This is a genomic window from Curtobacterium pusillum (assembly GCF_013359865.1).
GTDB classification, from domain to species: domain Bacteria; phylum Actinomycetota; class Actinomycetes; order Actinomycetales; family Microbacteriaceae; genus Curtobacterium; species Curtobacterium pusillum.
Genome location: NZ_JABMCE010000060.1, coordinates 52301 through 73741, shown reverse-complemented (window position 1 = coordinate 73741; position 21441 = coordinate 52301). Strand labels below are relative to the sequence as shown.

Annotated in this window: 21 protein-coding genes; 12 read left to right on the top strand and 9 right to left on the bottom strand. The window is 71.6% G+C overall.

Annotated features, from left to right (window positions below):
- Positions 1-15 precede the first annotated feature (15 nt).
- A complete protein-coding gene (locus HP507_RS04905) occupies positions 16-3474 on the bottom strand; it encodes a proline dehydrogenase family protein (protein WP_175350729.1) in 3459 nt (1152 codons plus the stop codon).
- An 81-nt stretch (positions 3475-3555) separates the two neighbouring features.
- Here HP507_RS04905 and HP507_RS04900 point away from each other — a divergent pair, with 81 nt between their 5' ends.
- From HP507_RS04900 to HP507_RS04885, 4 genes are all read left to right on the top strand, one after another.
- A complete protein-coding gene (locus HP507_RS04900; protein WP_175350728.1) occupies positions 3556-4458 on the top strand; it encodes a LysR family transcriptional regulator in 903 nt (300 codons plus the stop codon).
- 227 nt (positions 4459-4685) lie between these two features.
- Entirely contained in the window at positions 4686-6005 is a 1320-nt protein-coding gene (locus HP507_RS04895) for a hypothetical protein (RefSeq protein WP_175350727.1), read from the top strand.
- 209 nt (positions 6006-6214) lie between these two features.
- Positions 6215-7891, top strand: a complete 1677-nt coding sequence (locus HP507_RS04890; protein ID WP_175350726.1) for a hypothetical protein — start codon at positions 6215-6217, stop codon at positions 7889-7891.
- A 133-nt stretch (positions 7892-8024) separates the two neighbouring features.
- The gene (locus HP507_RS04885) at positions 8025-8657 is read left to right on the top strand and encodes an FMN-dependent NADH-azoreductase (protein ID WP_175350725.1); all 633 of its coding nucleotides are present in this window, start codon (positions 8025-8027) and stop codon (positions 8655-8657) included.
- Positions 8658-8659: 2 nt separating this feature from the next.
- Here HP507_RS04885 and HP507_RS04880 read toward each other — a convergent pair whose 3' ends face one another.
- The 3 genes from HP507_RS04880 to HP507_RS04870 form a co-directional block, all read right to left on the bottom strand.
- Positions 8660-9040: an XRE family transcriptional regulator gene (locus HP507_RS04880; protein ID WP_175350724.1), complete on the bottom strand. Its 381-nt coding sequence runs from the start codon at positions 9038-9040 to the stop codon at positions 8660-8662.
- An 11-nt stretch (positions 9041-9051) separates the two neighbouring features.
- Complete coding sequence (locus HP507_RS18525) at positions 9052-9228, bottom strand: type II toxin-antitoxin system HicA family toxin (protein WP_376984152.1); 177 nt, start codon at positions 9226-9228, stop codon at positions 9052-9054.
- Between the two features lie 176 nt (positions 9229-9404).
- Entirely contained in the window at positions 9405-10448 is a 1044-nt protein-coding gene (locus HP507_RS04870) for an MBL fold metallo-hydrolase (protein WP_175350722.1), read from the bottom strand.
- A 70-nt stretch (positions 10449-10518) separates the two neighbouring features.
- Here HP507_RS04870 and HP507_RS04865 point away from each other — a divergent pair, with 70 nt between their 5' ends.
- On the top strand, positions 10519-11568 hold the full coding sequence (locus HP507_RS04865) for an ATP-dependent DNA ligase (protein WP_175350721.1): 1050 nt from the start codon (positions 10519-10521) through the stop codon (positions 11566-11568).
- 80 nt (positions 11569-11648) lie between these two features.
- A complete protein-coding gene (locus HP507_RS04860; protein ID WP_175350720.1) occupies positions 11649-11792 on the top strand; it encodes a hypothetical protein in 144 nt (47 codons plus the stop codon).
- Positions 11793-11802: 10 nt separating this feature from the next.
- Here HP507_RS04860 and ligD read toward each other — a convergent pair whose 3' ends face one another.
- Both ligD and HP507_RS04850 read right to left on the bottom strand, forming a co-directional pair.
- On the bottom strand, positions 11803-12822 hold the full coding sequence (gene ligD / locus HP507_RS04855) for a non-homologous end-joining DNA ligase (protein ID WP_175350719.1): 1020 nt from the start codon (positions 12820-12822) through the stop codon (positions 11803-11805).
- Between the two features lie 42 nt (positions 12823-12864).
- Complete coding sequence (locus tag HP507_RS04850) at positions 12865-13512, bottom strand: G5 domain-containing protein (RefSeq protein ID WP_217508500.1); 648 nt, start codon at positions 13510-13512, stop codon at positions 12865-12867.
- Positions 13513-13796: 284 nt separating this feature from the next.
- Between HP507_RS04850 and HP507_RS04845 the strand changes: the two genes are divergently transcribed.
- Both HP507_RS04845 and HP507_RS04840 read left to right on the top strand, forming a co-directional pair.
- The gene (locus tag HP507_RS04845) at positions 13797-14999 is read left to right on the top strand and encodes a glycosyltransferase (protein ID WP_175350718.1); all 1203 of its coding nucleotides are present in this window, start codon (positions 13797-13799) and stop codon (positions 14997-14999) included.
- A complete protein-coding gene (locus tag HP507_RS04840; RefSeq protein ID WP_175350717.1) occupies positions 14996-15604 on the top strand; it encodes a uracil-DNA glycosylase in 609 nt (202 codons plus the stop codon). The genes HP507_RS04845 and HP507_RS04840 overlap by 4 nt, the downstream gene beginning before the upstream one ends.
- A gap of 25 nt (positions 15605-15629) precedes the next feature.
- On the opposite strand, the gene HP507_RS04835 is transcribed toward HP507_RS04840, so the two are convergent.
- Positions 15630-16058, bottom strand: a complete 429-nt coding sequence (locus HP507_RS04835) for a DUF6892 domain-containing protein (protein WP_175350716.1) — start codon at positions 16056-16058, stop codon at positions 15630-15632.
- A 133-nt stretch (positions 16059-16191) separates the two neighbouring features.
- Between HP507_RS04835 and HP507_RS04830 the strand changes: the two genes are divergently transcribed.
- Together HP507_RS04830 and HP507_RS04825 are read left to right on the top strand one after the other, a co-directional pair.
- On the top strand, positions 16192-17649 hold the full coding sequence (locus HP507_RS04830) for an APC family permease (RefSeq protein ID WP_175350715.1): 1458 nt from the start codon (positions 16192-16194) through the stop codon (positions 17647-17649).
- Between the two features lie 106 nt (positions 17650-17755).
- The gene (locus tag HP507_RS04825) at positions 17756-18376 is read left to right on the top strand and encodes a hypothetical protein (RefSeq protein ID WP_175350714.1); all 621 of its coding nucleotides are present in this window, start codon (positions 17756-17758) and stop codon (positions 18374-18376) included.
- An 8-nt stretch (positions 18377-18384) separates the two neighbouring features.
- Here HP507_RS04825 and HP507_RS04820 read toward each other — a convergent pair whose 3' ends face one another.
- Both HP507_RS04820 and HP507_RS18580 read right to left on the bottom strand, forming a co-directional pair.
- A complete protein-coding gene (locus HP507_RS04820; protein ID WP_175350713.1) occupies positions 18385-18837 on the bottom strand; it encodes a hypothetical protein in 453 nt (150 codons plus the stop codon).
- A gap of 111 nt (positions 18838-18948) precedes the next feature.
- On the bottom strand, positions 18949-19269 hold the full coding sequence (locus tag HP507_RS18580; RefSeq protein ID WP_175350712.1) for a hypothetical protein: 321 nt from the start codon (positions 19267-19269) through the stop codon (positions 18949-18951).
- Between the two features lie 295 nt (positions 19270-19564).
- Between HP507_RS18580 and HP507_RS04810 the strand changes: the two genes are divergently transcribed.
- The gene (locus HP507_RS04810) at positions 19565-19900 is read left to right on the top strand and encodes a hypothetical protein (RefSeq protein ID WP_175350711.1); all 336 of its coding nucleotides are present in this window, start codon (positions 19565-19567) and stop codon (positions 19898-19900) included.
- Between the two features lie 95 nt (positions 19901-19995).
- Positions 19996-21408 (top strand): amino acid permease, encoded by a 1413-nt coding sequence (locus tag HP507_RS04805; protein WP_175350710.1) that lies wholly within the window; start codon positions 19996-19998, stop codon positions 21406-21408.
- Positions 21409-21441: the final 33 nt, after the last annotated feature.

The window sequence follows — 21441 nt, the reverse complement described above, 5'->3', positions numbered from 1 at the left end:
GTCGGCTGGCTGCGGTCAGATCAACGCATCCGTGAGGTGGTTCGGCGTCCCGAACCGGTGCGCCGTGATCGACACCGCCTGCTCCCGGACGAACGGCAGGATCTCGATCCGCCCGGCCTCGGTCACCGGCTCACCGTAGACGGCGACGTCGGGACGCCCGCCCACGGCCGTGTACAGCGCAGAGACGTCACCGCCGATGAGCCGCACGCGCGTGGAGGGCCCGCTCGCGACTGCCGAAGCGAACGCAGCGTCGGTGTGCGAGGACGTGAGCGACCGGACGTTCGGCAGCGCCCGAACGGCCGCCATCACCGGGCCGGGCAGCGTCGACACCGTCGAGACGTCGATGGTCGTGCCGGCCCGGACCGACGCGGCGACGACCCGCACGAGGTCGGCGACGGCTTCTTCCGCGGGCGATGCCAGCCGGACGTGCACCGCGGGGTACGGCAGGTACCGCGCGATGTTCCGCTCGGCGCTCAGGGCCGAGACGTCCGCGGCGGTGCCGAACAGGGTCGACCAGGCGTGCTCGTCGGAGGCGACGGCACGGTCCAGTGACGACGAGGAGATCCCGGCGGCATCGACGAACGACGACACAGCGGCGGAGGGCGACGACCCGACCGACGAAGCAAGAGGCGACCACGATCCGAGGCCGAGCAGGTAGTTCAGCCCGCCGGCCTTGGTGCCGGCGCCGACTGCGGACTTCTTCCAGCCGCCGAACGGCTGTCGACGCACGATGGCGCCGGTGATGCCACGGTTGACGTAGAGGTTGCCCGCCTCGATGCGGTTCAACCACGTTCCGATCTCGGCCTGGTCGAGCGAGTGCAGGCCCGAGGTCAGGCCGTAGTCGACCTCGTTGACGATGTCGATCGCCTCGTCGAGGGTGCGCGCGGTCATCACGCCGAGGATCGGCCCGAAGTACTCGGTGCGGTGGAAGGCCGAGCCGCGCCGGACGCCTTCGCGGACTCCGGGGCTCCAGAGCTTGCCGGAGTCGTCGAGCTCGCGCGGCTGCACCGCCCACGTCTCCCCCGCACCGAGCGAGGAGAGCCCGTCGAGGAGCTTTCCGGCAGCCGGTTCGATCACCGGCCCCATTTGCGTGGTCGGGTCGGCCGGGTAGCCGACGGTGAGCGAGGACACCGCGTCGATGAGCTGCGACCGGAAGCGCCGCGACGTGGCGACGGACCCGACGAGCACGACGAGCGACGCGGCGGAGCACTTCTGACCGGCGTGCCCGAACGCCGAGGCGACGACGTCCTTCACGGCCAGGTCGAGGTCGGCGGAGGGCGTGACGATGATCGCGTTCTTGCCGGAGGTCTCGGCGAGCAGGGGCAGGTCGGGACGGAACGAGCGGAAGAGCTCGGCGGTCTCGTAAGCGCCGGTGAGGATCACCCGGTCGACGAGCGGCGACGCGACGAGCTGCTGCCCGAGCTCGTTCTCGGCCACCTGCACGAAGGCGAGCACATCGGCCGGGGCGCCCATCGCGTCGAGCGCGGTGTCGATGATCGACGCGAGGACGGCACCGCAGCGTTCGGCCGGCGGAGCGGGCTTCAGCACGACGGCGGACCCGGCGGCGAGCGCGGCGAGGGTCGACCCGGCGGGGATCGCGACGGGGAAGTTCCACGGCGGCGCGACGAGGGTCAGGGCCGCGGGCGTGAAGGCAGCGCCGTCGACGTCGTCGAGCTGCGCGGCGAGCGTGCCGTAGAAGTGCGCGAAGTCGATCGCCTCGGACACCTCGGGGTCGGCCTGGTCGATCGTCTTGCCGGTCTCGGCGGCCATGACCTCGACGAGGGCTGCGCGGTTTGCCTCGAGGGCGTCGCCGACAGCGTGCAGCACGGCACCGCGGGCCGCACCCGACCACGTCCCCCACGTCGCGCCGGCGGCACGGACGCGACCCAGGACGCTGTCGAGCGCCGTGGCGGAGCCGAGCCGCGCCTCCTGGACGGCCCTGGTGCCCAGCGTCGAGGACGCGACCCGCGCGGTGATCTCGGCGCCCCACGTGCGGAACGAGGCGACCGAGGGGTCGGTGTCCGGGGTGTTCTCGAAGTGTCCGGCGCCCGGTCGCCGCACGGCGGCGTAGCGGTCGGCCACCCGGTGCGGTGCCGGGGCGTCCAGGCCACCGGGCAGCGACAGCGGCGCGAGCGATGCGCGGAAGCGTTCCTCCTCGCGCGCGAACAAGGTCGGCGAGGACGCCAGGGAGAACACCGCGGACATGAAGTTCTCCTGCGATGCTCCTTCTTCCAGGCGGCGGATCAGGTACGCGATCGCGACGTCGAACTCTCCGGGGTGCACGACCGGCGTGTAGAGCAGCAGGGAGCCGACGGTGTTCTTGACGGCTGACGCCTGCCCCTGCGCCATGCCGAGCAGCATCTCGAACTCGATGCCGTCGCGGACTCCCCGAGAACCGGCGAGCAGCCAGGCGTGCGCGACGTCGAACAGGTTGTGCCCGGCGACGCCGACCCGGACGTTCTCGGTCCGGGACGGCGTCAGCGCCCAGTCGAGCACCCTCTTGTAGTTCGTGTCGGAGTCCTGCTTGGTGTGCCAGGTGGCGAGCGACCAGCCGTGCACCGATGCCTCGACCTGCTCCATCGGCAGGTTCGCGCCCTTGACGAGACGGACCTTGATGGCGGCACCCCCGCGGGCGCGACGAGCGGCGGACCACTCCTGCAGGTGCTGCATCGCGGCGAGCGCGTCGGGCAGGTACGCCTGCAGGACGATCCCGGCTTCGAGCCCGAGGAACTCGGGCTCGTCGAGGAGCTTCGTGAAGACCGCGATGGTGAGGTCGAGGTCCTTGTACTCCTCCATGTCGAGGTTGATGAACTTCTGCGGCGACGCCTCGGCAGCACGGCGGAAGAGGGGCCGGAGCTTCTCGACGATGTCCTCGACCGCGTGGTCGAACGCCCACGGCGAGTGCGGGTGCACGGTGGAGGAGACCTTGATCGACACGTAGTCGACGTCGTCGCGGGCGAGGAGCCGGTGGGTGCCCTCGAGGCGGCGCGCTGCCTCCTTCTCGCCGAGCACCGCCTCGCCGAGCAGGTTGACGTTCAGTCGGACGCCGTCCCGCTTGATCTTCGCGATCGCCGGCCCGAGCTTGGCGTCGGTGGCGTCGACGATGAGGTGGCCGACCATGTTCCGGAGCACCCGGCGTGCGATCGGGACGACCACACCGGGCAGCGCCGGTGCCATGCCTCCGCCGAGGCGAACGAGCCCGCGGAGGGCTGCGGGCAGGAAGCCCGGGGCATTGGGCGCGATGGCGCGGAGCGTGCGTGCCGCGACCCCGAGGTCTTCCGGGCGGACGACGCCGTCCACGAAGCCGACCGCGAAGTCCAGACCGGCAGGGTCGGCGAGCACGCCGGCGAGCTGCTTCGCCGAGCCGTCGACCGGGTAGGTCTCGGCCTCGGCGAGCCACTGTCGCACGAGCGCGACGGACTGGTCCGCGAGGGCGTCGTGGTCGGTGGCGGGGTGCTCGTGCAGGGTCGTCATGGGGTCAGTGTGGCGCGACGCATGCTTCAGCGGAAGCAACGGTTCGTGATGGGTACCGTTCAGCTGAGCTATCGTGTCCGCATGCTCGACGTCCGCCGTCTCGTCCTCCTCCGCGAGCTCTCGATCCGGGGCACGATCGCCGCCGTCGCCGAGGCCCTGAACTTCACCCCGTCGGCCGTCTCGCAGCAGCTCTCCGCGCTCGAACGGGAGGCCGGCGTGCCCCTGCTCCGCAAGGCCGGTCGGCGTCTCCAGCTCACCGCGCAGGCCGAGGTCCTGGTGCAGGCGGCCGGTGACGTGCTCGACGTGCTCGACCAGGCGCAGGCGACCGTGGAGTCCACGATGCCGACCGTGCAGGGGCGCGTCCGGGTGGCGGTGTTCCAGTCGGCGGCGCTGGCCCTCATGCCGAACGCACTGCACGCCATGGCGACGGAGCACCCGGACGTGCGGATCGAGATGGTGCAGCGCGAGCCGGAGACCGCGCTGCACGAGACCTGGGCACGCGACTTCGACATGGTCATCGCCGAGCAGTACCCGGCGCACGCGGCACCGCACCTGCCGGGCCTCGACCGGTCCGACCTCACGACCGACGCCGTCCGGCTGGCCCTGCCCCCGGTCGACACCGCGCTCGCTCCGGTGTCGTCGATCGAGGACGCCGAGGCGCTGCCCTGGGTGATGGAGCCGCGCGGGACGGCGTCCCGGCACTTCGCCGAGCAGGTCTGCCGCCGCTGGGGCTTCGAGCCGGACGTCCGCTTCGAGACCGCGGACCTGCAGACGCAGATCCGCCTCGTCGAATCCGGGAACGCGGTGAGCCTCATGCCGGACCTCATGTGGACGGGCCGCACGACGACGTGCCGCCTGCTCGAGTTGCCCGAGCGTCCGCGCCGGACGATCTTCACGGTGGTGCGCGCCGCCGGCTCGTCGTCGCCGGCCGTCCGGGCGCTGCGCGAGGCCCTCGAGCGAGCCGCCGCCGCCGTGGGCGACTGACCGCCGGACGGCCACCGGAACGAGACGTCAGGACCGCTCGTCCCGCGGCGCCGCGCTTCCCGCCCGTCGCGGTCCCGATCCTGTGGAAAACCCCAGGTGAGAGGCGGTGATTCCGTGATGGAACCGCAATCTCCGTGCCCGCCTCAGGAGCCATCCGCGGGGCTACGTTCGGCGGTGCGAGGCCGCACGTTCGCGAGTCCGCGCCACTCACTTCCAGGGGGGATTCCATGCACCAGTCCAACAAGCCGCCGGTCCGTCGGGCTGCCGTGATCGCGGTGTCGATCGCGGTGACGGCCGTCGCCTCCGCGCTCGGCGTCGGAACCGTCGCCTCGGCCGCTCCGACGGCGCCAACCACGGCAACGGTGAGCCCGACGGCGTCCGGGACGCCGAGTCCGAGCCCGTCGGCGACCTCGAGCGCCGGGCCGGCGAAGGTCGCTGCCCCGGCTGCAACACCGAGCGACGGCAGCGACCTCGCGTTCACCGAGCCGTCGACGCAGGCGGCCCCACTGGCGCTGACCGCCGTCGTCGGCACGCCCTTCAGCCACGCCTTCCACACGACGGGCGGCACCGGCACCGTGGCGTACGCCATCCAGGACGCCCCGTCCTCGGCGTACACGGTCAACGTCGAGACCGGCGTGCTCAGCGGCACTCCGACCACCGCGGGCACGTTCGACTTCGAGGTCGTCGCCCTGAGCGGGGCGACCCAGATCACGGAGTACGTCCGCCTGACGGTCTCCGCGTCACCGCTCGTCTTCACGGAGCCGTCGAGCACGGCGACGCCACTCAAGCTCACCGCGACCGCCGGGACCCGGTTCACACACACCTTCCGGACGACGGGCGGCACGGGCCGCCTGGCGTACGCCATCCAGGACTCGCCGTCGCAGGACCTCAGCGTCGACGTCGAGACCGGCGTCCTGACCGACACTGTGACGGCGGCCGGGACGTACGACTTCGAAGTCGTCGCGCTGCGCGGCACGGCGACCGCGACCGAGTACGTCCGCCTCACCGTCCGCGCCGCCGCACCCGTCGGGGTCCTGGCGATCGTCGACCAGGGCAAGCCCGGCACGACCGCGTGGTCGGTCGCGCCCGGCGGGACCATCACGGCGTTCAGCGGCGAGGGTCGCCCGCTCGGCACCGTGTCCTCCATCCCGGCGCAGCAGAACGGCACGCTGTACGTCTCCGGTCTCGCAGTCGACCGCTTCGGCAACCGGACCGACCCTGGTTCGGTGAGCGGTGGTCCACGGCCGACGCTGACGAGCTCCGTGGCGTCCGACCAGATGGTCTGGGACCAGTCCGGGTACGCATTCCGCGTGACGTTCCCGCACGCGTCCCCCCACCGCCTGACCATCACGCAGGACGGCGTGTCGACGTCGTTCGCCGTCGCGGTCCGTCCCGTCGCCACGGCTTCGGTGGCGACGACGAGCAGCGCCGGCGGGACCCTCGCGTACACCGGCGCCGACGAGACGGCGCCGCTCGCCTGGGCCTTGGGGCTGCTCACGTCCGGCGCGGCCCTCCTGCTGTACCGGCTCCGGCGCCGGCGCGCGTGACGTTGGCCACCACCTGACGGACGGGAGGCGCGGTGCCAGCTGGCACCGCGCCTCCCGTCCGTCATCCCGGCACCCCCAACCCGGGTCACATTCCGGACGGCGGTATCGCGGGCACGCGGGCGTCACCCTACGATCCGAGCAGGGCCGAGAATTCTCGGCAGATTCTTACGATCCGGTACCCGACCGGACCTGAACACCTGGGGGAACACGTGCGCCGCAGCACTTCCACCGTCCGCCGCGCCTGCGCGGTCGGCACGACCGCCGCACTCGTCGCGCTGACCACCGGTCTGGGCATCGCGACCGCGACCGCAGCCCACGCGGACACCGTCTCGACGCTGAGTGCTCCGGCTGACCCGCAGCCGCAGGACACGACCGGCACCGACGCCGGCATCGGCACCGGCAGCGACGAGACCGGCACCGGCACCGGCACCGGCACCGGCACCGACGAGACCGGTACCGTCACCGGCACGGGCACGGGCACGGGCACGGACGGTGACACCACGACCGACGCCGCGAGCGGCGGTTCCGGTGCGGCCCCGGTCACCGGCACCGGCTCGGACGCAACCGGCCCGACCGACGGCTCCGGCACGGGGTCGGGCGTCGACACCGACCAGACCACGACGACGGATGGTGGCACCACCGCTCCCTCGAACACGGTCCGACGCACAACGGACGCGACCTCCGAGTCCGGCACGTCGACCACCGAGGTCGCCGCCAAGACCGTGAAGATCGCCGGCGCCGTGAAGGTCGGCGTCACGCTGCGCGCCGAGACCACCGGGTTCGCCGCCCCCCACACCTACGCGTGGACCCGAGACGGCGACACCACCGTTCTGTCGATCGACGAGTCGTACACGTTGACCGAGGACGACGTCGACCACGTGATGACGCTCACCGTCACGGACTCGGCGACGTCCACCGCGATCTCCGCCACGAGCGAGAAGGTCTCGCAGGACGTGGCGTTCGCTGACGCCGACACGAACAGCGTCGATGCGCCGCTGACCTTCACCGAGGACGCCGGCGTCGCCTACTCGCACTCGTTCGCCGTCGCCGAGGGAAGCGGGACCGTCACGTACTCCATCGGGTACTCGTACCCGGAAGACGTCGACCCGAGCGACAGCGATGACCAGCCCGAGAGTTACCTCCCGGACGGCGTGCAGTTCGACCCCACGACTGGTGTGCTCCGCGGAGAGTCGATCTCGGCGGGCGACTACGAGTTCACGGTCGTCGCGACGAACGGCACCTCGTCCGCGACGGAGTACGTCTCGATCACGGTGAACCCCGATGTCGCGGTCGGCGTCCTGGCCTTCACGAGCGACACCAGCAACGACGACATCTTCAACGAGACCAAGGCCTCGAACGCCTGGATCATCGAGCCGGACGGCACCATCACGACGGTCCACCGCCCCGCCGACCTCGACGCCGACCCGACGATCGAGTTCGGCGGCCAGCCGACCGTGAAGCAGGGGCAGTCGCTCTGGATCCAGGGGTTCTCCGTCGACCAGTACGGCAACCCCACCGCTGACTTCGACGAGGAGACGGGCGACCTGCCCCAGCCGGTTGTGACGAGCGACGTCGCCACCGACCAGATCGCGTGGGACGACGACGAATACGCCGTCAGGGTCACGTTCCCGCACGCCTCGACGCACCACCTCACCGTCGCTCAGGACGGCGCCTCAGTGCGCTTCCCGGTCACCGTGGTGCCGACCGCCGCGACCGTCACGACGATCGCGAGCACCCCGACCGGCACGACCGGCACGACCGGCCGGCAGCTCGCCTACACCGGCTCCGACGCGACGGGCGCCCTCCCCTGGGCCCTCGGCCTCGTCCTCGCCGGCGTCGGCCTGATCGGCGCACGCACGCTGCGCCGCCGTCACGCCCAGCGCTGACGTCCAGACGTCTCCCGTCAGTTCGCGTGCCCGCGCGGCTGGCGGGAGGCCCACCTCGGCCCCGCCTCGCCCGTCACCGGCGCGGCGGGGCCGTTCCCGTCGTGCGACGGCTGTCGATCGGTAGCGTTGGGTCATGCCCACGCTCCTGCACATCGACTCCTCGGCCGACCTCGCACACTCCCGCTCCCGAGCCCTCACCGCCGCCTTCGCCGACGCCTGGCGCGCCCGCGGTCCCGAGTACACCGTCGTCCGGCGCGACCTGCACGTCGACCAGCTCCCCCACCTCGAGGGCTCGGCCCTGCACTGGGCAGCCGGTGACCGCACGGACGACGAGGTCGTCGCGCCCGAGGCCGACGCGCTCCGGCAGGAGGTCATCGATGAACTCCTCGCCGCCGACGTCGTCCTCGTCGGGGCGCCGCTCTACAACTACACGGTGCCGTCGACACTGAAGGCCTGGATCGACCGCATCCACATCCCCGGGGTCCTCGCCGGCGACGTGCAGCCCCTCGCCGGGCGTCCGGTGGTGACCGTCGTGAGTCGCGGAGCCACCTACGACGCCGGCACCCCGACCGAGGGCTGGGACCACGGCTCCCCCGTCCTGCACCTCATCCTCGGCACCGCGCTCGGCATGAAGCCCTACCCGATCACGGTGAGCGCGACGCTGGCCGACCGGCTGCCCGAACTCGCCCCGCTCGCCGACCACGCCGCGGCCGAGTTCGCCGACGCGAAGACCACGTTGGAGCGCCTCGCGACCACGCTCGCCTGACCTCAGGACACCTTCGCGAGCTGGTGGATCCGTTGCGCGGAGAGTCCGAGCACGGACGCCATCTCAGCGTAGGTGTACCCCTCGGCGCGCATGCGGGCGACGACGTTCCGCGCGAGCCGGGCCGCTTCTGCGGCGTCCTGCCGCGCGTGCTCGGCGAGCGCGCGACTCGCTTCCCACTCCGCTCGGGCGTCGTCGGGCAGGACGAACTCCACGTCGACGGTGATCTCGGTCTCCGGGATGTCGAGCGTCAGCGCCACACACTCACGTGCCATCCACTCGACGTCGGACACTCGGCGTGCCTGCGTCACGGCACGGGCCTCGGGGACGTCGATCGTCCACCATCGTCCTTCACGGTGTGCTCGCGCGCGGTACCTCGTCGTCATCGCTCCTCCGTTCATCGCCAGCCGTCCGGTGCGTCCGGGAAGACCGCCAGCACCTGTCGCACCACGCCGGGGCTGAGTTCACGGTGACGTGGGAGCACGAGCCGTCCTCCGCCCGGACCGCACCACACCTCGTGACTCCCTCGCACGCGGCCGACCCACCATCCCCGATGCCGCAGGAACGTCGTCACTGCCCGGTGGGGAACGGCTCGCACCACGCTATCAATCCCTCCTAGTCGACTCCATCAAGCGCGGCGGCTAGAGAAACGCGCCCTCGATCCAGTTTGTGTCGGCCTCCGCACGAGAGACAGGAGGGGCGACGACCTGTGGACAGCGCAGCCCTCGTCGGCACTGTGGAGGATGACGATCAGGCGGGGCGGATCTCGCCGCTCCGCCCGAGGAGCGCTGCGTGGAACGCCGTCTGCGTCAACGCGCTGGCGAGCAGGAGCCCCGTCATGGACCCGATCCCACCGCTGAACGGCACGCGGGCGGCGACCTCGAACAGCGTCGGCTCGTGCAGGACGTCGAGCGCCTCGGCCACGTGCCGCGAACGCTCCTCGCGGTGCCGCGCCAAGGTCCGAGCGCGCCCCACGACGTCCCGGAACCGGTACTCGTGCCCCGGGCAGACCTCGAGGTCCGCGTACCGGTCGAGGCGCCCGAGCGACGCCAGGTAGTCCCCGAGCGGGTTCGTCGTGGTCCTGCCGCCGAGCCCGATCCCGGAGTTGATCCGCGGCAGGACGTGGTCGCCGGTGAACAGGAGCCCGTCGGCCTCGTCGACGAAGCAGCAGTGCCCGGCCGTGTGCCCGGGGGTCCAGAGCGTCACGATCGTGCGACCGGGGACGGGGAGCTCGTCGCCGTCCTCGAGCAGCAGGTCCGCGAACGGCTCGGACGTTCGCCCGAGTCCGATCCGCCGCCCGCTCCCCCAGGCCTCGACCACGCCGGCACGCAGGTCCTCCGGCAGGCCCCACGTCGCGACGTCGGCGTCGTTCGCGACGGCGTCCTCGCGTTCCCGTCCGAGTGCCTCGACCTCCAGCCGGTGCATGGCGATGCGCGCACCACTGGCCCGGCGGATGGCCGCCGCCGCCCCGAGGTGGTCGGCGTGCAGGTGCGTCACGACGACGAGCGCGACGTCGTCGAGCGACCGGGCGAGCGTCGACAACCCATCGCGGAGCGCCTCGAGTCCGTCGTCGGCGGCCCAACCGGGGTCGATCACCGCGAGCGCCCCGTCCGAGCCCTCGACGACGTAGACCAGGGTCGCGTCGGGCACGCCGAAGCGGAACGGCACGGCGAGGGTCCAGACGCCCGGCCGGACCTCCTCGACGGGTGGCAGGACGCCGTCGCGGAGCGCGGCGGCCTGCACGGGGCTGATCGGTTCCGGTGCCGGCGCTGCCGGCGGGGGCACGGTCGTCACGCGACCACCCTAGTGACGCGACCGGCGGGACCCGGGCGAGCCGCGCCTCCAGGCCGAGTAGACAGGCCGCATGGAGATCACACCCATGCTCGCCAAGGCCGTCGCCACCGTCCCCGACCCGGACAGCGTCCGGGGCGGCCTGCGCTACGAGCCGAAGTGGGACGGCTTCCGCGGGATCGTCACGATCGACGGCGACGACGTCGAGATCGGCAGCCGCGGCGCGAAGCCCCTCACCCGCTACTTCCCGGAACTCGTCGAGGCGTTCCGCGCGCAGTTCGGCGGTCGTGACCACCCCGTGGTGCTCGACGGCGAGGTCGTCCTGCGCTCCGGCGAGCCCGGTGCCGAGCGGCTCGACTGGGACGCGCTGTCGCAACGGATCCACCCCGCGGCCTCGCGGATCGCGAAGCTCAGCGTGGAGACGCCGGCACAGTTCGTGACGTTCGACCTGCTCGCCGTCGACGGTCAGGACCTCGTCGACCTGCCGTTCGACGAGCGGCGCGCACGGCTGGAGACCCTCGCCGACGACATGACGGACCCGCTGTTCGTCACCCGCACCACCCTCGACGTCGACCTCGCACGCGAGTGGCTCACCACGTTCGAGGGCGCCGGACTCGACGGCGTCGTCGCGAAGCCCCGAGCGAAGCCGTACGAGCCGAACAAGCGCTCGATGCTCAAGGTCAAGCACCACCGGACGGCCGACGTCGTCGCGATCGGCTACCGGGTGCACAAGAGCGGCACGGGTGTCGGCTCGCTCCTCGTCGGGCTGTACGGCGACGACGGCGAGCTCCGCCAGGTGGGCGGCGTGTCCGCCTTCTCCGACAAGCGCCGGGTCGAGCTGGTGGACGAGCTCGACCAGGTGGTCCTCCGCGATGCGGATGGGAGGCCCGTCACCGGTGAGGGGGAACGGTCGCGGTTCTCGTCGGGCCGGGACACGTCGTTCGTCCGGCTTTCGCCGGACCTCGTGCTGGAGGTGCGCTACGACCAGATGGAGGGCGACCGGTTCCGGCACACGGTCCAGTTCGAACGGTGGCGTCCGGACCGCGAGGCGCGGTCCTGCGGGTTCGAGCAGCTCGAGGTCCCGACGGCGTACGACCTGCAGGACGTGCTGATGTCCGATTGACGCTCCGGGGTGGAAGTAGTTAGGCCGACTAGTAGTTTGGGAGTGCGGGCATCGACCGCGGCGAGGGACGGGAGCGGAACATGATCATCGACGGCATCAGCGACGCACACCGCGGGACCTGGTCCCGACTCACACGGCTGCACACCGCGAGCATCACCCTGCCGGTGCAGACCACGCGGGTCGTCGAGCCGAAGCGCGTCGGCGAGGACACCGGCGCCGTCTGAGTCGGTCGGCTCAGCCCTTCTTCGCCCGCGACGGCTGCACGCGCGGCGGTTCGCCCGGCATCTTCGGGAAGTCCGGCGGGAACGGCAGTTCTCCCTCGCCCTTCTCCAGGTCGCGCTCCCACCACTCGAGCAGCGGCGCGATGGAGCCCGGCTGCTCGCCCAGGGACTCCCACGGGTCGCCGGTGCTCGCGAGCCGATCCGGCACGGTTCGGATCGTGAACGTGGTCGGGTCGACGTCGTCGAGCTCCTCCCACGTGATCGGCGTCGAGACCGCAGCGTGCGGCAGGGCACGGGGACTGTAGGCGCCGGCCATGGTCCGGTCGCGGTTCGCCTGGTTGAAGTCCACGAAGACCCGCTGCCCGCGCTCCTCCTTCCACCACGCCGTCGTCACCCGGTCGGGCATGCGCCGCTCGAGCTCCCGCGCCGCCGCGATCACCGCGTGGCGCACGTCGAGGAACTCGTGCTCGGGGCGGACCGGCGCGAACACGTGCAGCCCGCGGTTGCCGCTCGTCTTGATCCACGCCGTCAGACCCACCTCGTCGAGCACCTTCCGCAGCTCGTGCGCGATCGGCACCGTGTCGCCGAAGTCGGTGCCCGGCTGCGGGTCGAGGTCGATCCGGAGCTGGTCCGGGTGGTCGGAGTCCTCCGCGCGCGAGGCCCACGGGTGGAACACCACCGTGTTCATCTGCGCCGCCCACACGGCGACGGCCGGCTCGTCGATGACGAGCTGCGGGTGGGACCTCGCGCTCGGGTAGGTGACGACGACGGAACGGACGTACTCCGGGGCGCCCTTCGGCGGGTTCTTCGAGAAGAACTGCTCGCCGTCGACGCCGCCGGGGAACCGCTGCAACGAGATCGGCCGGTCACCATTGGCCCGGACGAAGGCATCACCGACGGCGACGAGGTACTCGGCGAGGTCGAGCTTCGTGATGCCGGGCTCCGGCCAGAGCACCCGTGACGGGCTGCTGATCCGGACCTCCCGGTCGCCGTCGGGGCCGGGCACGTTCAGCGTCGTCGCGTCGCTCGCCATGCTGCGGAACCTACACGGCCGCTGCTCCAAGGGACCGTGTCGTCACATAGTGTTCCAGTGCAGGTGACCGTTCGCGTCGGCTCCCTTGCCGCCGCACCGGTACGAGCGCCCGTTCGACGCCTGGGCGACCGAGCCGTTCTGGGCGTCCGCGCAGAAGGCGCCGGGGGTGATGAGTCCCTGCGCCGGCGCCTGCTCCTGCGGAACTGGAGCCGCAGGCGCTTGAGGCACCGGCGCCGGTGCGGCAGGGGCGACGTAGGACCCGAGCGCGGTGACCTCCGTGACCGGCGCACGCGTCACTTCCTTGCCCACCTGGACTCTGCCGGTCTCGGTGCCGTCCGTCGTCGTGACCCGCCACGTGGTCGTCAGCACACCCGGGACTCCCGCAGTGGTGATGCGTGTCTGGCCCTTCGGGAGCGCGGGATCATCGACCGTGGTGCGTTCGAACGCGATCGTGGAGTCCTCGGTCACCTCGGAGACGACGACCACCGGGGTCGGCGTGGGCGTCGGCGTCGTACGCGGAGTGGCGGACTCCGCCGAGGCCACGACCGCGGCCGGACGCGCTTCGCCAACGTTCGTCACCACCGATCCGACCAGCGCACCGGCCGAGCCGACGCCGCCGATCCAGATCGCCGCCGCGACGACGACCACCACGGTCGCCTTCGTCTTCGTGGTCAGTGCCGCCCACCGCATCTCGTCCGCCCCTTCCGGCTGTCCGACGATCCAGCGTGTGGGAGACGGACCACCGCCACGACCCCCCACAACGGGGCAGCCGCGTCCAGCGGACACGGGCGGGACGGGAGGGTGGCTCGTACGTCGGAGTGGACCGGCGAGCGAATGCAGTTCGTGAGCGGTGACCCGTCTCGCGCGGGTGCGCCGCGCCTCCCGTCCGACCCGCTGGCCGGGGCAGGCCGCCGGCCGTCGTGGTGGGTCCTGCAGGCCCGTCACAGCGGGAGCGGCGCGGCTAGGCTGAGCCGGTGAGCACCACCACCGAACCCCTGCGCGTCGGGTTGGTGTCGCTGCACACCTCCCCCGGTGACGAACCCGGCTCCGGCGAGGTCGGCGGCATGAACGTCGTCGTCCGCCACCAGGCCGAGGCCCTCGCCGACCGCGGTCACCACGTCGACATCATCACGCGCCGCTCGTCGCCGACGCAGCCGGACTCGGTGTCGCTCGTCCCGGGCGTCTGCCTGCGGTTCCTGTCCGCCGGGCCCGCCGAGCCGGTGCCGAAGGGCGAGCACGACGCGTTCATCGAACCGTTCCGGCACGAGCTCGAACGTCTCGGCCCGTTCGACGTCCTGCACTCGCACCACTGGTTCTCCGGCGTGGCCGCGCTGCCCGTCGCCCGCGAGCGGGGCATCCCGCACGTGCAGTCCTTCCACTCGATCGCCGCGGGCAGCGACACCCCGCTGTCCGAGGGCGAACGGCCGGAGTCCGCGGGGCGGATGGCCGGCGAGCAGCTCCTCGCGCGCGACTCCGACGCGGTCGTGGTCGTCTCCGAGGCCGAGGCGTCGACGGTGCGGACCCGCCTCGGCGGCGACGACGCGCGTGTCTGGATCGTCCTGCCGGGCGTCGACGGTTCCGTCTTCCGCCCCGCCGCAGCCGGCTCACGCCGCGCCGCCGTCCCCTACGTGGTCGCCGCGGCGCGGGTGCAGCCGCTGAAGGGACTGGACCTGGCCATCGAGGCGATCGCCGGCATCAGCCAGGAGGCGCGACCCACCCTCGTCATCGCCGGGGACGCCTCGAGCGAGGCGGGCGGCTACGTGGACGAACTGCGTCGTCTCGCCGAGGCGCACGGCATCGGCGACCGCGTGACGTTCGTCGGTCCGCAGTCGCGTGCCGACCTGGCGTTCCTGTTCCGCGGCGCGGCAGCCGTGCTCGTGCCGTCGCACTCGGAGACGTACGGCCTCGTCGCGCTCGAGGGTTCCGCTTCCGGGGTGCCCGTCGTGGCCGCCGCTGCCGGGGGTCTCCGCGAGGCCGTGGTCGACGGTGAGACCGGGGTGGTGCTCGAGTCCCGTGACCCTGCGGTCTGGGCGGCGGAGATCGAGCGGATCCTGACGGACTCCTCCTACTCGGCATCGTTGGCCGCCGCGGGTCGCGAACACGCCGAACGGCTGAGTTGGGAGCGGTCCGCCGCGGGACTCGAGGACGTCTACCGCCGGGTGCTCGGACGCTCGTGAGCACGGCGGGACGGTTCGACGGGTTCTGGGCCGCGCTCGACGCCGTCCCGTGCGCGGACGACGCCGAGGCGCTGTACGACGTCGCGTCCGACGAGGGACGGCTCCGGCGCGCGAACCTGGATCGCTACCTGACGGTCGTCGGCTCCGGCGCGGACACGCTGCTCGTCGCCGAGGCCCCGGGCTGGCGCGGCATGACGAACACGGGGGTGCCGTTCACGAGCATGCGCGAACTCGGGCCGGAGTACCTCGTGCCGCCGGCGCCGACCGCCCCGTGGGAGGCGTCGTCGCGTGTCGTGCAGGCCGCCCTCGCGTCGTGGCGCGGTGCGCTGCCGCTGGCGTGGGCGATCTTCCCGCACCACCCGTTCGCGGCACCGGATCGGCTGACGAACCGGACGCCGCGGCCGGCCGAGGTGCGCGACGGCGCCCCGGTGTCGCTCGCACTGCTCGAGGCCCTGGGTGGTGCGTCCGCCGTCCGGGTGGTCGCGGTGGGACGGAAGGCCCAGGGAGCCCTAGCGCTGGCGGGCATCGACGCGATCGCGGTGCGGCACCCGGCGCAGGGCGGCGCGAAGCAGTTCACCGAGCAGCTGCTGGCGCTGGACCAGTAGTCCGGCAGGCGTTCACCGCGCGTGGTCAGGCGGAGCGGACCTCGACGCCCTTCGCGGTGAGCCGTTCGACGACGTGCGCGGGAAGCGGTGCCGCGGCGTACACGGTCGTGAGGGCCGGCAGGTCCAGCACGTCGTCCCAGTTCTGCGGGTCGTACCGGTCGTCGGAGCCGTCCCACCCGGGGTGCACGTCCTGCAGGACCTCGAGGTCGGAGTCCACCGTGAGCTCCGTGACGAGCGACAGCTGCGACGGCAGGAGTTCCAGATCGTCGTAGTACTCGCGCGCCCGGTCGTCCTGCCCCTCGACGTCGAGGTCCTCGTCCCCGTCGTCCTCACCCTCGGGGTCGTACGGTTCGAGGACGTCGAGGTCGTAGCAGAGCACGTCGAGCACGAGCAGCTTGGCGTTGAAGTCGGCGAACTCGACGGGCTCTTCGGTGGTGTTCGACTCGTCGTACATGGCTCGGAGCGTAGCGGTCCGTCCCCGTGCACGTCCGGGGTGCGCGCGTCGGGCAGGACACGACCGTGTTGCGATCAGCGGGGAGCTTCCTGTGAAAGCGGACAGAATGCTGTCGCCCCGGAGAGGCTGACGCATGGCCACCACCAACACAGAGCGCCCGCAGCAGGAGCAGACCGAGCTCCGGCGGGTCATCGGTCCCAAACTCCTGCTGCTGTTCATCGTCGGGGACATCCTCGGCACGGGCGTGTACGCGCTCACGGGTCAGGTCGCGGCGGAGGTCGGCGGAGCAGCGTGGCTCCCCTTCCTCATCGCGTTCGCCGTGGCGCTGCTGACGGCGTTCTCGTACCTCGAACTCGTGACGAAGTACCCGCAGACGGCGGGAGCCGCCCTCTACGTCCACAAGGCGTTCGGCATCCACTTCGTCACCTTCATCGTCACGTTCATCGTCATGTGCTCGGGCATCACGTCGGCGTCGACGGCGTCCCGGGCGTTCGCGGCGAACCTCGGCGCGGGCTTCGGTCTCGAGCTTCCGAACGCGGTGGTGATGCTCATCGCGATGGGCTTCATGCTCGCCGTGATGGCGGTCAACTTCCGCGGCGTCAGCGAGAGCGTGAAGACGAACGTCGTGCTCACCCTGGTCGAGCTGTCCGGTCTCGTCATGGTGATCCTCATCGGGTTCTGGGCGATCGCCGGCGGCGACGCGGACTTCTCCCGCGTCGTGATGTTCGAGACACCCGAGGACAAGACGCTCCTCCTCTCGGTGTCGACCGCCACGTCGCTGGCGTTCTTCGCGATGGTCGGCTTCGAGGACTCGGTGAACATGGCCGAGGAGACGAAGGACCCCTCCCGCATCTTCCCGAAGGTCATGCTCACCGGCCTCGGCATCACCGCCGTGATCTACGTGCTCGTGTCGATCTGCGCCGTCGCCGTGGTGCCGATCGGTGAACTCGCCGGCAACGAGACGCCGCTCGTCACGGTCGTGCAGACCGCGGCACCGGACTTCCCCATCGCCGACCTGCTGCCGTTCATCTCGATGTTCGCCGTCGCCAACACGGCGCTGATCAACATGATGATGGCGTCGCGGCTGCTGTACGGGATGAGCAAGCAGGGTGTCCTCCCGGGGTTCCTCTCGCGCGTCTCCCCGACCCGCCGCACCCCGTCCACCGCGATCGTCTTCACCACGCTCATCTCGCTCGCGCTGATCGGCTGGGTGTCGCTGGACCCCGAGTCCCCCATCGTCGTCGTCCTCGGTGGCACCACCTCGCTCCTGCTGCTGTCCGTGTTCGCCGTCGTGAACGCCGCGGTGCTGGTGCTCCGGCGCGACAGGGTCGGGCACAAGCACTTCCGTGCCGGGGTGATCGTGCCGATCATCGGGGTGGTCACGTGCCTGTGGCTGGTGCTGCCGTTCTCGTCCGGCCGCGACCCGCAGCAGTACCAGATCGCCGGTGCACTGCTCGCGCTCGGCATCCTGCTCTGGATCGTCACGTGGTTCACCCACGGCCGCAAGCGGGCCGAGAAGGCGCCCACTGGACTCGTCACCGAGCCGACCGCTGTGCAGCGCCCGCACGACCACGAGCACCGGGACGTCTGACCCGGCGAACGCCGACGACACCCCCGATCGGGCGGGTGCGGTTCCCAGGCGGCGCACGTAGCCTCTTCGTGCTCCGCCTGACCCGCCCCGCCCGAGAGGACCCGCCATGCGCCGCGTCGGCATCACGCTCGCATCGGTGTTCGGCGCGGGCGTCGTCGCGATCGGCATCGGTGTCATCGTCGTGGTCGTCATCGCGGTGAACTCCCTGACCGGTGCCGCGAAGTCGGCCACCGCCGACGCCGTCCCGACGTGCCCGGACGTGGCGACGAAGACGGTCGGCGGCATCGTCGTCCCCGCCGGTCCGGTCGGCGGCTTCTGCCAGGACCGTCTGGTGAACGCCGCCTACGTCATCCAGGCCGCGCAGGCCCTCGGCATCGGCCCGCACACGCAGGCCGTCGGCGTGATGACCGCGATCGGCGAGTCCAGCCTGGTGAACCTCGACCACGGGGACGCCGCCGGACCCGACAGCCGCGGGCTCTTCCAGCAGCGGGACAACGGTGCGTGGGGCACGTACGAGCAGCGGATGGACCCGTACACGGCGGCGTCGATGTTCTACGCGAAGCTCGTGAAGGTCCCGGGCTGGAAGACGATGACGCCGACGCAGCTGGCGCACGCCGTCCAGATCAACTCGGACCCCGACCACTACGCCAGGTTCTGGCCGGAGGCGAAGGCCGTGGTCGAGGGACTCACCGGGCAGACCGTGCCCGACGCGGCGCCCGAGAGCTGACCGGCACGTCACGACGCGAGCGCGATCGGTCCGTGGTCGGCCTCGTCGACCTCGTCGAGCGACACGATCGCGATGCCGCCGGTGTGGACGGCCACCTGGGCCCGGAGTCGGACGTGACGCTCCTCGAACGCGCAGGCGCAGGCGTCCACCCACTCCCAGTCGACGGGGAAGAGCCGGGACTCCCCCGGGCGCTCCCACACGAGCACGACCTCGGTCGCGGCGACCTGCACGAGGACGTCCGCCACGAGAGCAGCGAAGTCCTCGACGTGCTCGTCCGGCTGCCACGGCAGGTCGGAGATCGGCATGACGAACGACACCGGGACGGCTCGTTCGTCGAGGAACAGCACCCAGCACTGCCGGGTGATCGGGCGTTCGACGAGGTCGGCGACGAGGTCCACCACGTCGTCGTCGGTGCGGACTGCGGTGCGGATGAGGCGGTCGAGCATGTCGGTGTCTGGCATGTCCCCAGCGTCGCGGAACGGCGCGCACCCCGAGCGGCCCCGACGCCGTTCTGTGGACCGCTGTCCTCGGAACACGACCTGTGGAGGAACCGCCGACCGACGGATCAGTCCTCAGATGCCGTGGGTGATCGCGCTGTCCACGAGCAGGATCGCCCCGAAGAACACCGCCACGACGGCCGCGATGCCGACCAGGGCGAACGGCCACGACAGTCGGCGCCGCACGAGCCGCAGCACGCAGACGACCAGCGTGGCGACGAGGACGAGCGCGACGAGGACCGGCCCGGTGTACACGACCGCTCCACCGAGCGTCTCGTTGCAGGTGTTCCCCGGAACGTCACACGAACTGAACGCGAGCGACAGGAACACGATCCCGCCACCGGCGACCACCGACTCCGCTGCCAGCAGGACCAGCAGCGCGATGGTGGCGACCACGTCGACGACGCGACGACCACCTGCCAGCGGGTGTCGCGCCTCCCGTCCGAACGCCGCCGGACCCGACCCGAGCGGATCCGCAGCGACCGGCGCGTCCATCACCCTCGCCACCCACGGACGGACCCGGGCGCGGCGGCGACCAGCAGCGGCTGCCCGGGGAGCCGGCCGGCGAGGGTGAGCCCGAGGAGGACGCGCAGGAAGGAACGCATGCCCCCATCGTGCTCGTCCGGCGGCGCCGAGGTCCGCCGGTGCCGCGATCGGACATCCGCACGCCCGGGTCGGTAGATTCAGACGCATGGGAGCAGCCGCGCGGGACCACGAGCCGGCCGCCGTCCCCGCGACCCTCGCCGTGCTCCTCGGGCCGGTCGCCTTCTTCATGGGGATCATCGTGCCGGCCGCGTCGATGGGGAAGCACGTGGCGCTCGGAGCGGTGTTCGGCGTGGTGTGCGTCGCGAGCGGGTGGCGGGCGCTCGCGATCGCCCGGCGCGGCCGGCGTGCCGTACGGGTGTGGGCGTGGATCGGGATCGTCCTCGGCGGACTCGGCCTGGTGATGCTCGTGTGGCAGCTGCTCGTCATCGTGACGGGAGGCGCGTTCCCACCGCCGTTCTGGTCGCCGTACGCCCACCGCTGAGCCGTGGAACCGTGCACGGCTGCGGGCTCCGGTGACTCGGTCGTCCCCGGTCGGTCCGCCGCACGCGGAACGCGCCCAGGGTGCAGAGTGGGCGCATGACGACGACGACACGCACCCTGTTCCGACGGAAGCCGATCGAGACGATCGAGGACGAGACCGGGGGCGAGGGCGGCCTCCGACGGCACCTCGGCCTCTGGCAGCTGACCGCGATCGGCATCGGCGGCATCATCGGGGCAGGCATCTTCACCCTCGCCGGCACGGTCGCGAACGGCGTCGCCGGCCCCGCCGTCCTCATCAGCTTCCTCGTCGCCGGTGTCGCGAGTGCCGCCGCTGCGCTGTCGTACGCGGAGTTCGCCGGACTCATCCCGAAGGCCGGCAGCGCGTACACGTACGGCTACGCGGTCCTCGGCGAGATCGTCGGGTGGTTCATCGGCTGGGACCTGCTCCTCGAGTACACCGCGATCGTGGCGGTGGTCGCGATCGGGATCTCCGGGTACGTCGGGTTCCTCGTCGGGCAGTTCGGCGTGGACCTGCCCGCCTGGATGCTCGGCGCTCCCGGCACGGGCGACGGGCACGTGATCGACGTCTTCGCGATCATCCTCTGCCTGCTCACCGCGTTCGTCCTGACCCGCGGGATCCGCAGCGCCGCCCGGTTCGAGTTCGTCGCCGTCGGCATCAAGGTCGGTCTCGTCGTGCTCATCGTGGTGCTCGGCGTGTTCCACATCAACAGCGGCAACTACTCGCCGTACTTCCCGTTCGGCTTCGGCGGCGTGATGACCGGCGCCGCGACGGTGTTCTTCGCGGTGTTCGGCTACGACGCCATGTCGACCGCGGCCGAGGAGTCCACCGACGCCCGCAAGCACATGCCGAAGGCGATCCTGCTGTCCCTCGGCATCTCGATGATCCTCTACGTCCTCGCGACGCTGGTGCTGACCGGGATGCAGAAGTACACCGACATCGACCCCGCCTCGGGCTTCTCGTCGGCGTTCGCGTCGGTCGGCCTCGGCGGGGTGGCGAACGTCATCGCGATCGGCGCCATCGTCGGCATCATCACCGTCCTCGTGACCTTCATGCTGGGTGCGAGCCGCGTCTGGTTCTCGATGAGCCGCGACGGCCTCATGCCGAAGTGGTTCGCGAAGACGGACCCGAAGCGCCACGTCCCCACCCGCGTGACCTGGATCCTCGGCATCGCGTCGGCGGTCCTCGCCGGTGTGCTGCCGATCGGGGTCGTCGCCGAACTGACGAACATCGGCATCCTGCTCGCGTTCGTGGTCGTCTGCAGCGCCGTGATCGTGCTCCGCTACCGCCAGCCCGACCTCGACCGCCAGTTCCGCCTGCCGTTCATGCCGGTCATCCCCGCCATCGGCGTCATCGCGTCGCTGTGGCTCGTGACGTTCCTGCAGTGGGAGACCTGGGTGCGCTTCGCGGTCTGGTTCGCGATCGGCCTCGGCGTGTACTTCGGGTACTCGCGCCGCCACAGCGCGCTCGCAGACCGCACCGACCGCTGAACACGGCCGCGCCCGACCGCACGCGCCCGCCGT

Coding starts and splice junctions, on each gene's coding strand:
- HP507_RS04905 (WP_175350729.1), bottom strand. CDS start 3,474: ATGACGACCCTGCACGAGCACCCCGCCACCGACCACGACGCCCTCGCG.
- HP507_RS04900 (WP_175350728.1), top strand. CDS start 3,556: ATGCTCGACGTCCGCCGTCTCGTCCTCCTCCGCGAGCTCTCGATCCGG.
- HP507_RS04895 (WP_175350727.1), top strand. CDS start 4,686: ATGCACCAGTCCAACAAGCCGCCGGTCCGTCGGGCTGCCGTGATCGCG.
- HP507_RS04885 (WP_175350725.1), top strand. CDS start 8,025: ATGCCCACGCTCCTGCACATCGACTCCTCGGCCGACCTCGCACACTCC.
- HP507_RS04880 (WP_175350724.1), bottom strand. CDS start 9,040: ATGACGACGAGGTACCGCGCGCGAGCACACCGTGAAGGACGATGGTGG.
- HP507_RS04865 (WP_175350721.1), top strand. CDS start 10,519: ATGGAGATCACACCCATGCTCGCCAAGGCCGTCGCCACCGTCCCCGAC.
- HP507_RS04860 (WP_175350720.1), top strand. CDS start 11,649: ATGATCATCGACGGCATCAGCGACGCACACCGCGGGACCTGGTCCCGA.
- ligD (WP_175350719.1), bottom strand. CDS start 12,822: ATGGCGAGCGACGCGACGACGCTGAACGTGCCCGGCCCCGACGGCGAC.
- HP507_RS04850 (WP_217508500.1), bottom strand. CDS start 13,512: ATGCGGTGGGCGGCACTGACCACGAAGACGAAGGCGACCGTGGTGGTC.
- HP507_RS04835 (WP_175350716.1), bottom strand. CDS start 16,058: ATGTACGACGAGTCGAACACCACCGAAGAGCCCGTCGAGTTCGCCGAC.
- HP507_RS04830 (WP_175350715.1), top strand. CDS start 16,192: ATGGCCACCACCAACACAGAGCGCCCGCAGCAGGAGCAGACCGAGCTC.
- HP507_RS04825 (WP_175350714.1), top strand. CDS start 17,756: ATGCGCCGCGTCGGCATCACGCTCGCATCGGTGTTCGGCGCGGGCGTC.
- HP507_RS04820 (WP_175350713.1), bottom strand. CDS start 18,837: ATGCCAGACACCGACATGCTCGACCGCCTCATCCGCACCGCAGTCCGC.
- HP507_RS04810 (WP_175350711.1), top strand. CDS start 19,565: ATGGGAGCAGCCGCGCGGGACCACGAGCCGGCCGCCGTCCCCGCGACC.
- HP507_RS04805 (WP_175350710.1), top strand. CDS start 19,996: ATGACGACGACGACACGCACCCTGTTCCGACGGAAGCCGATCGAGACG.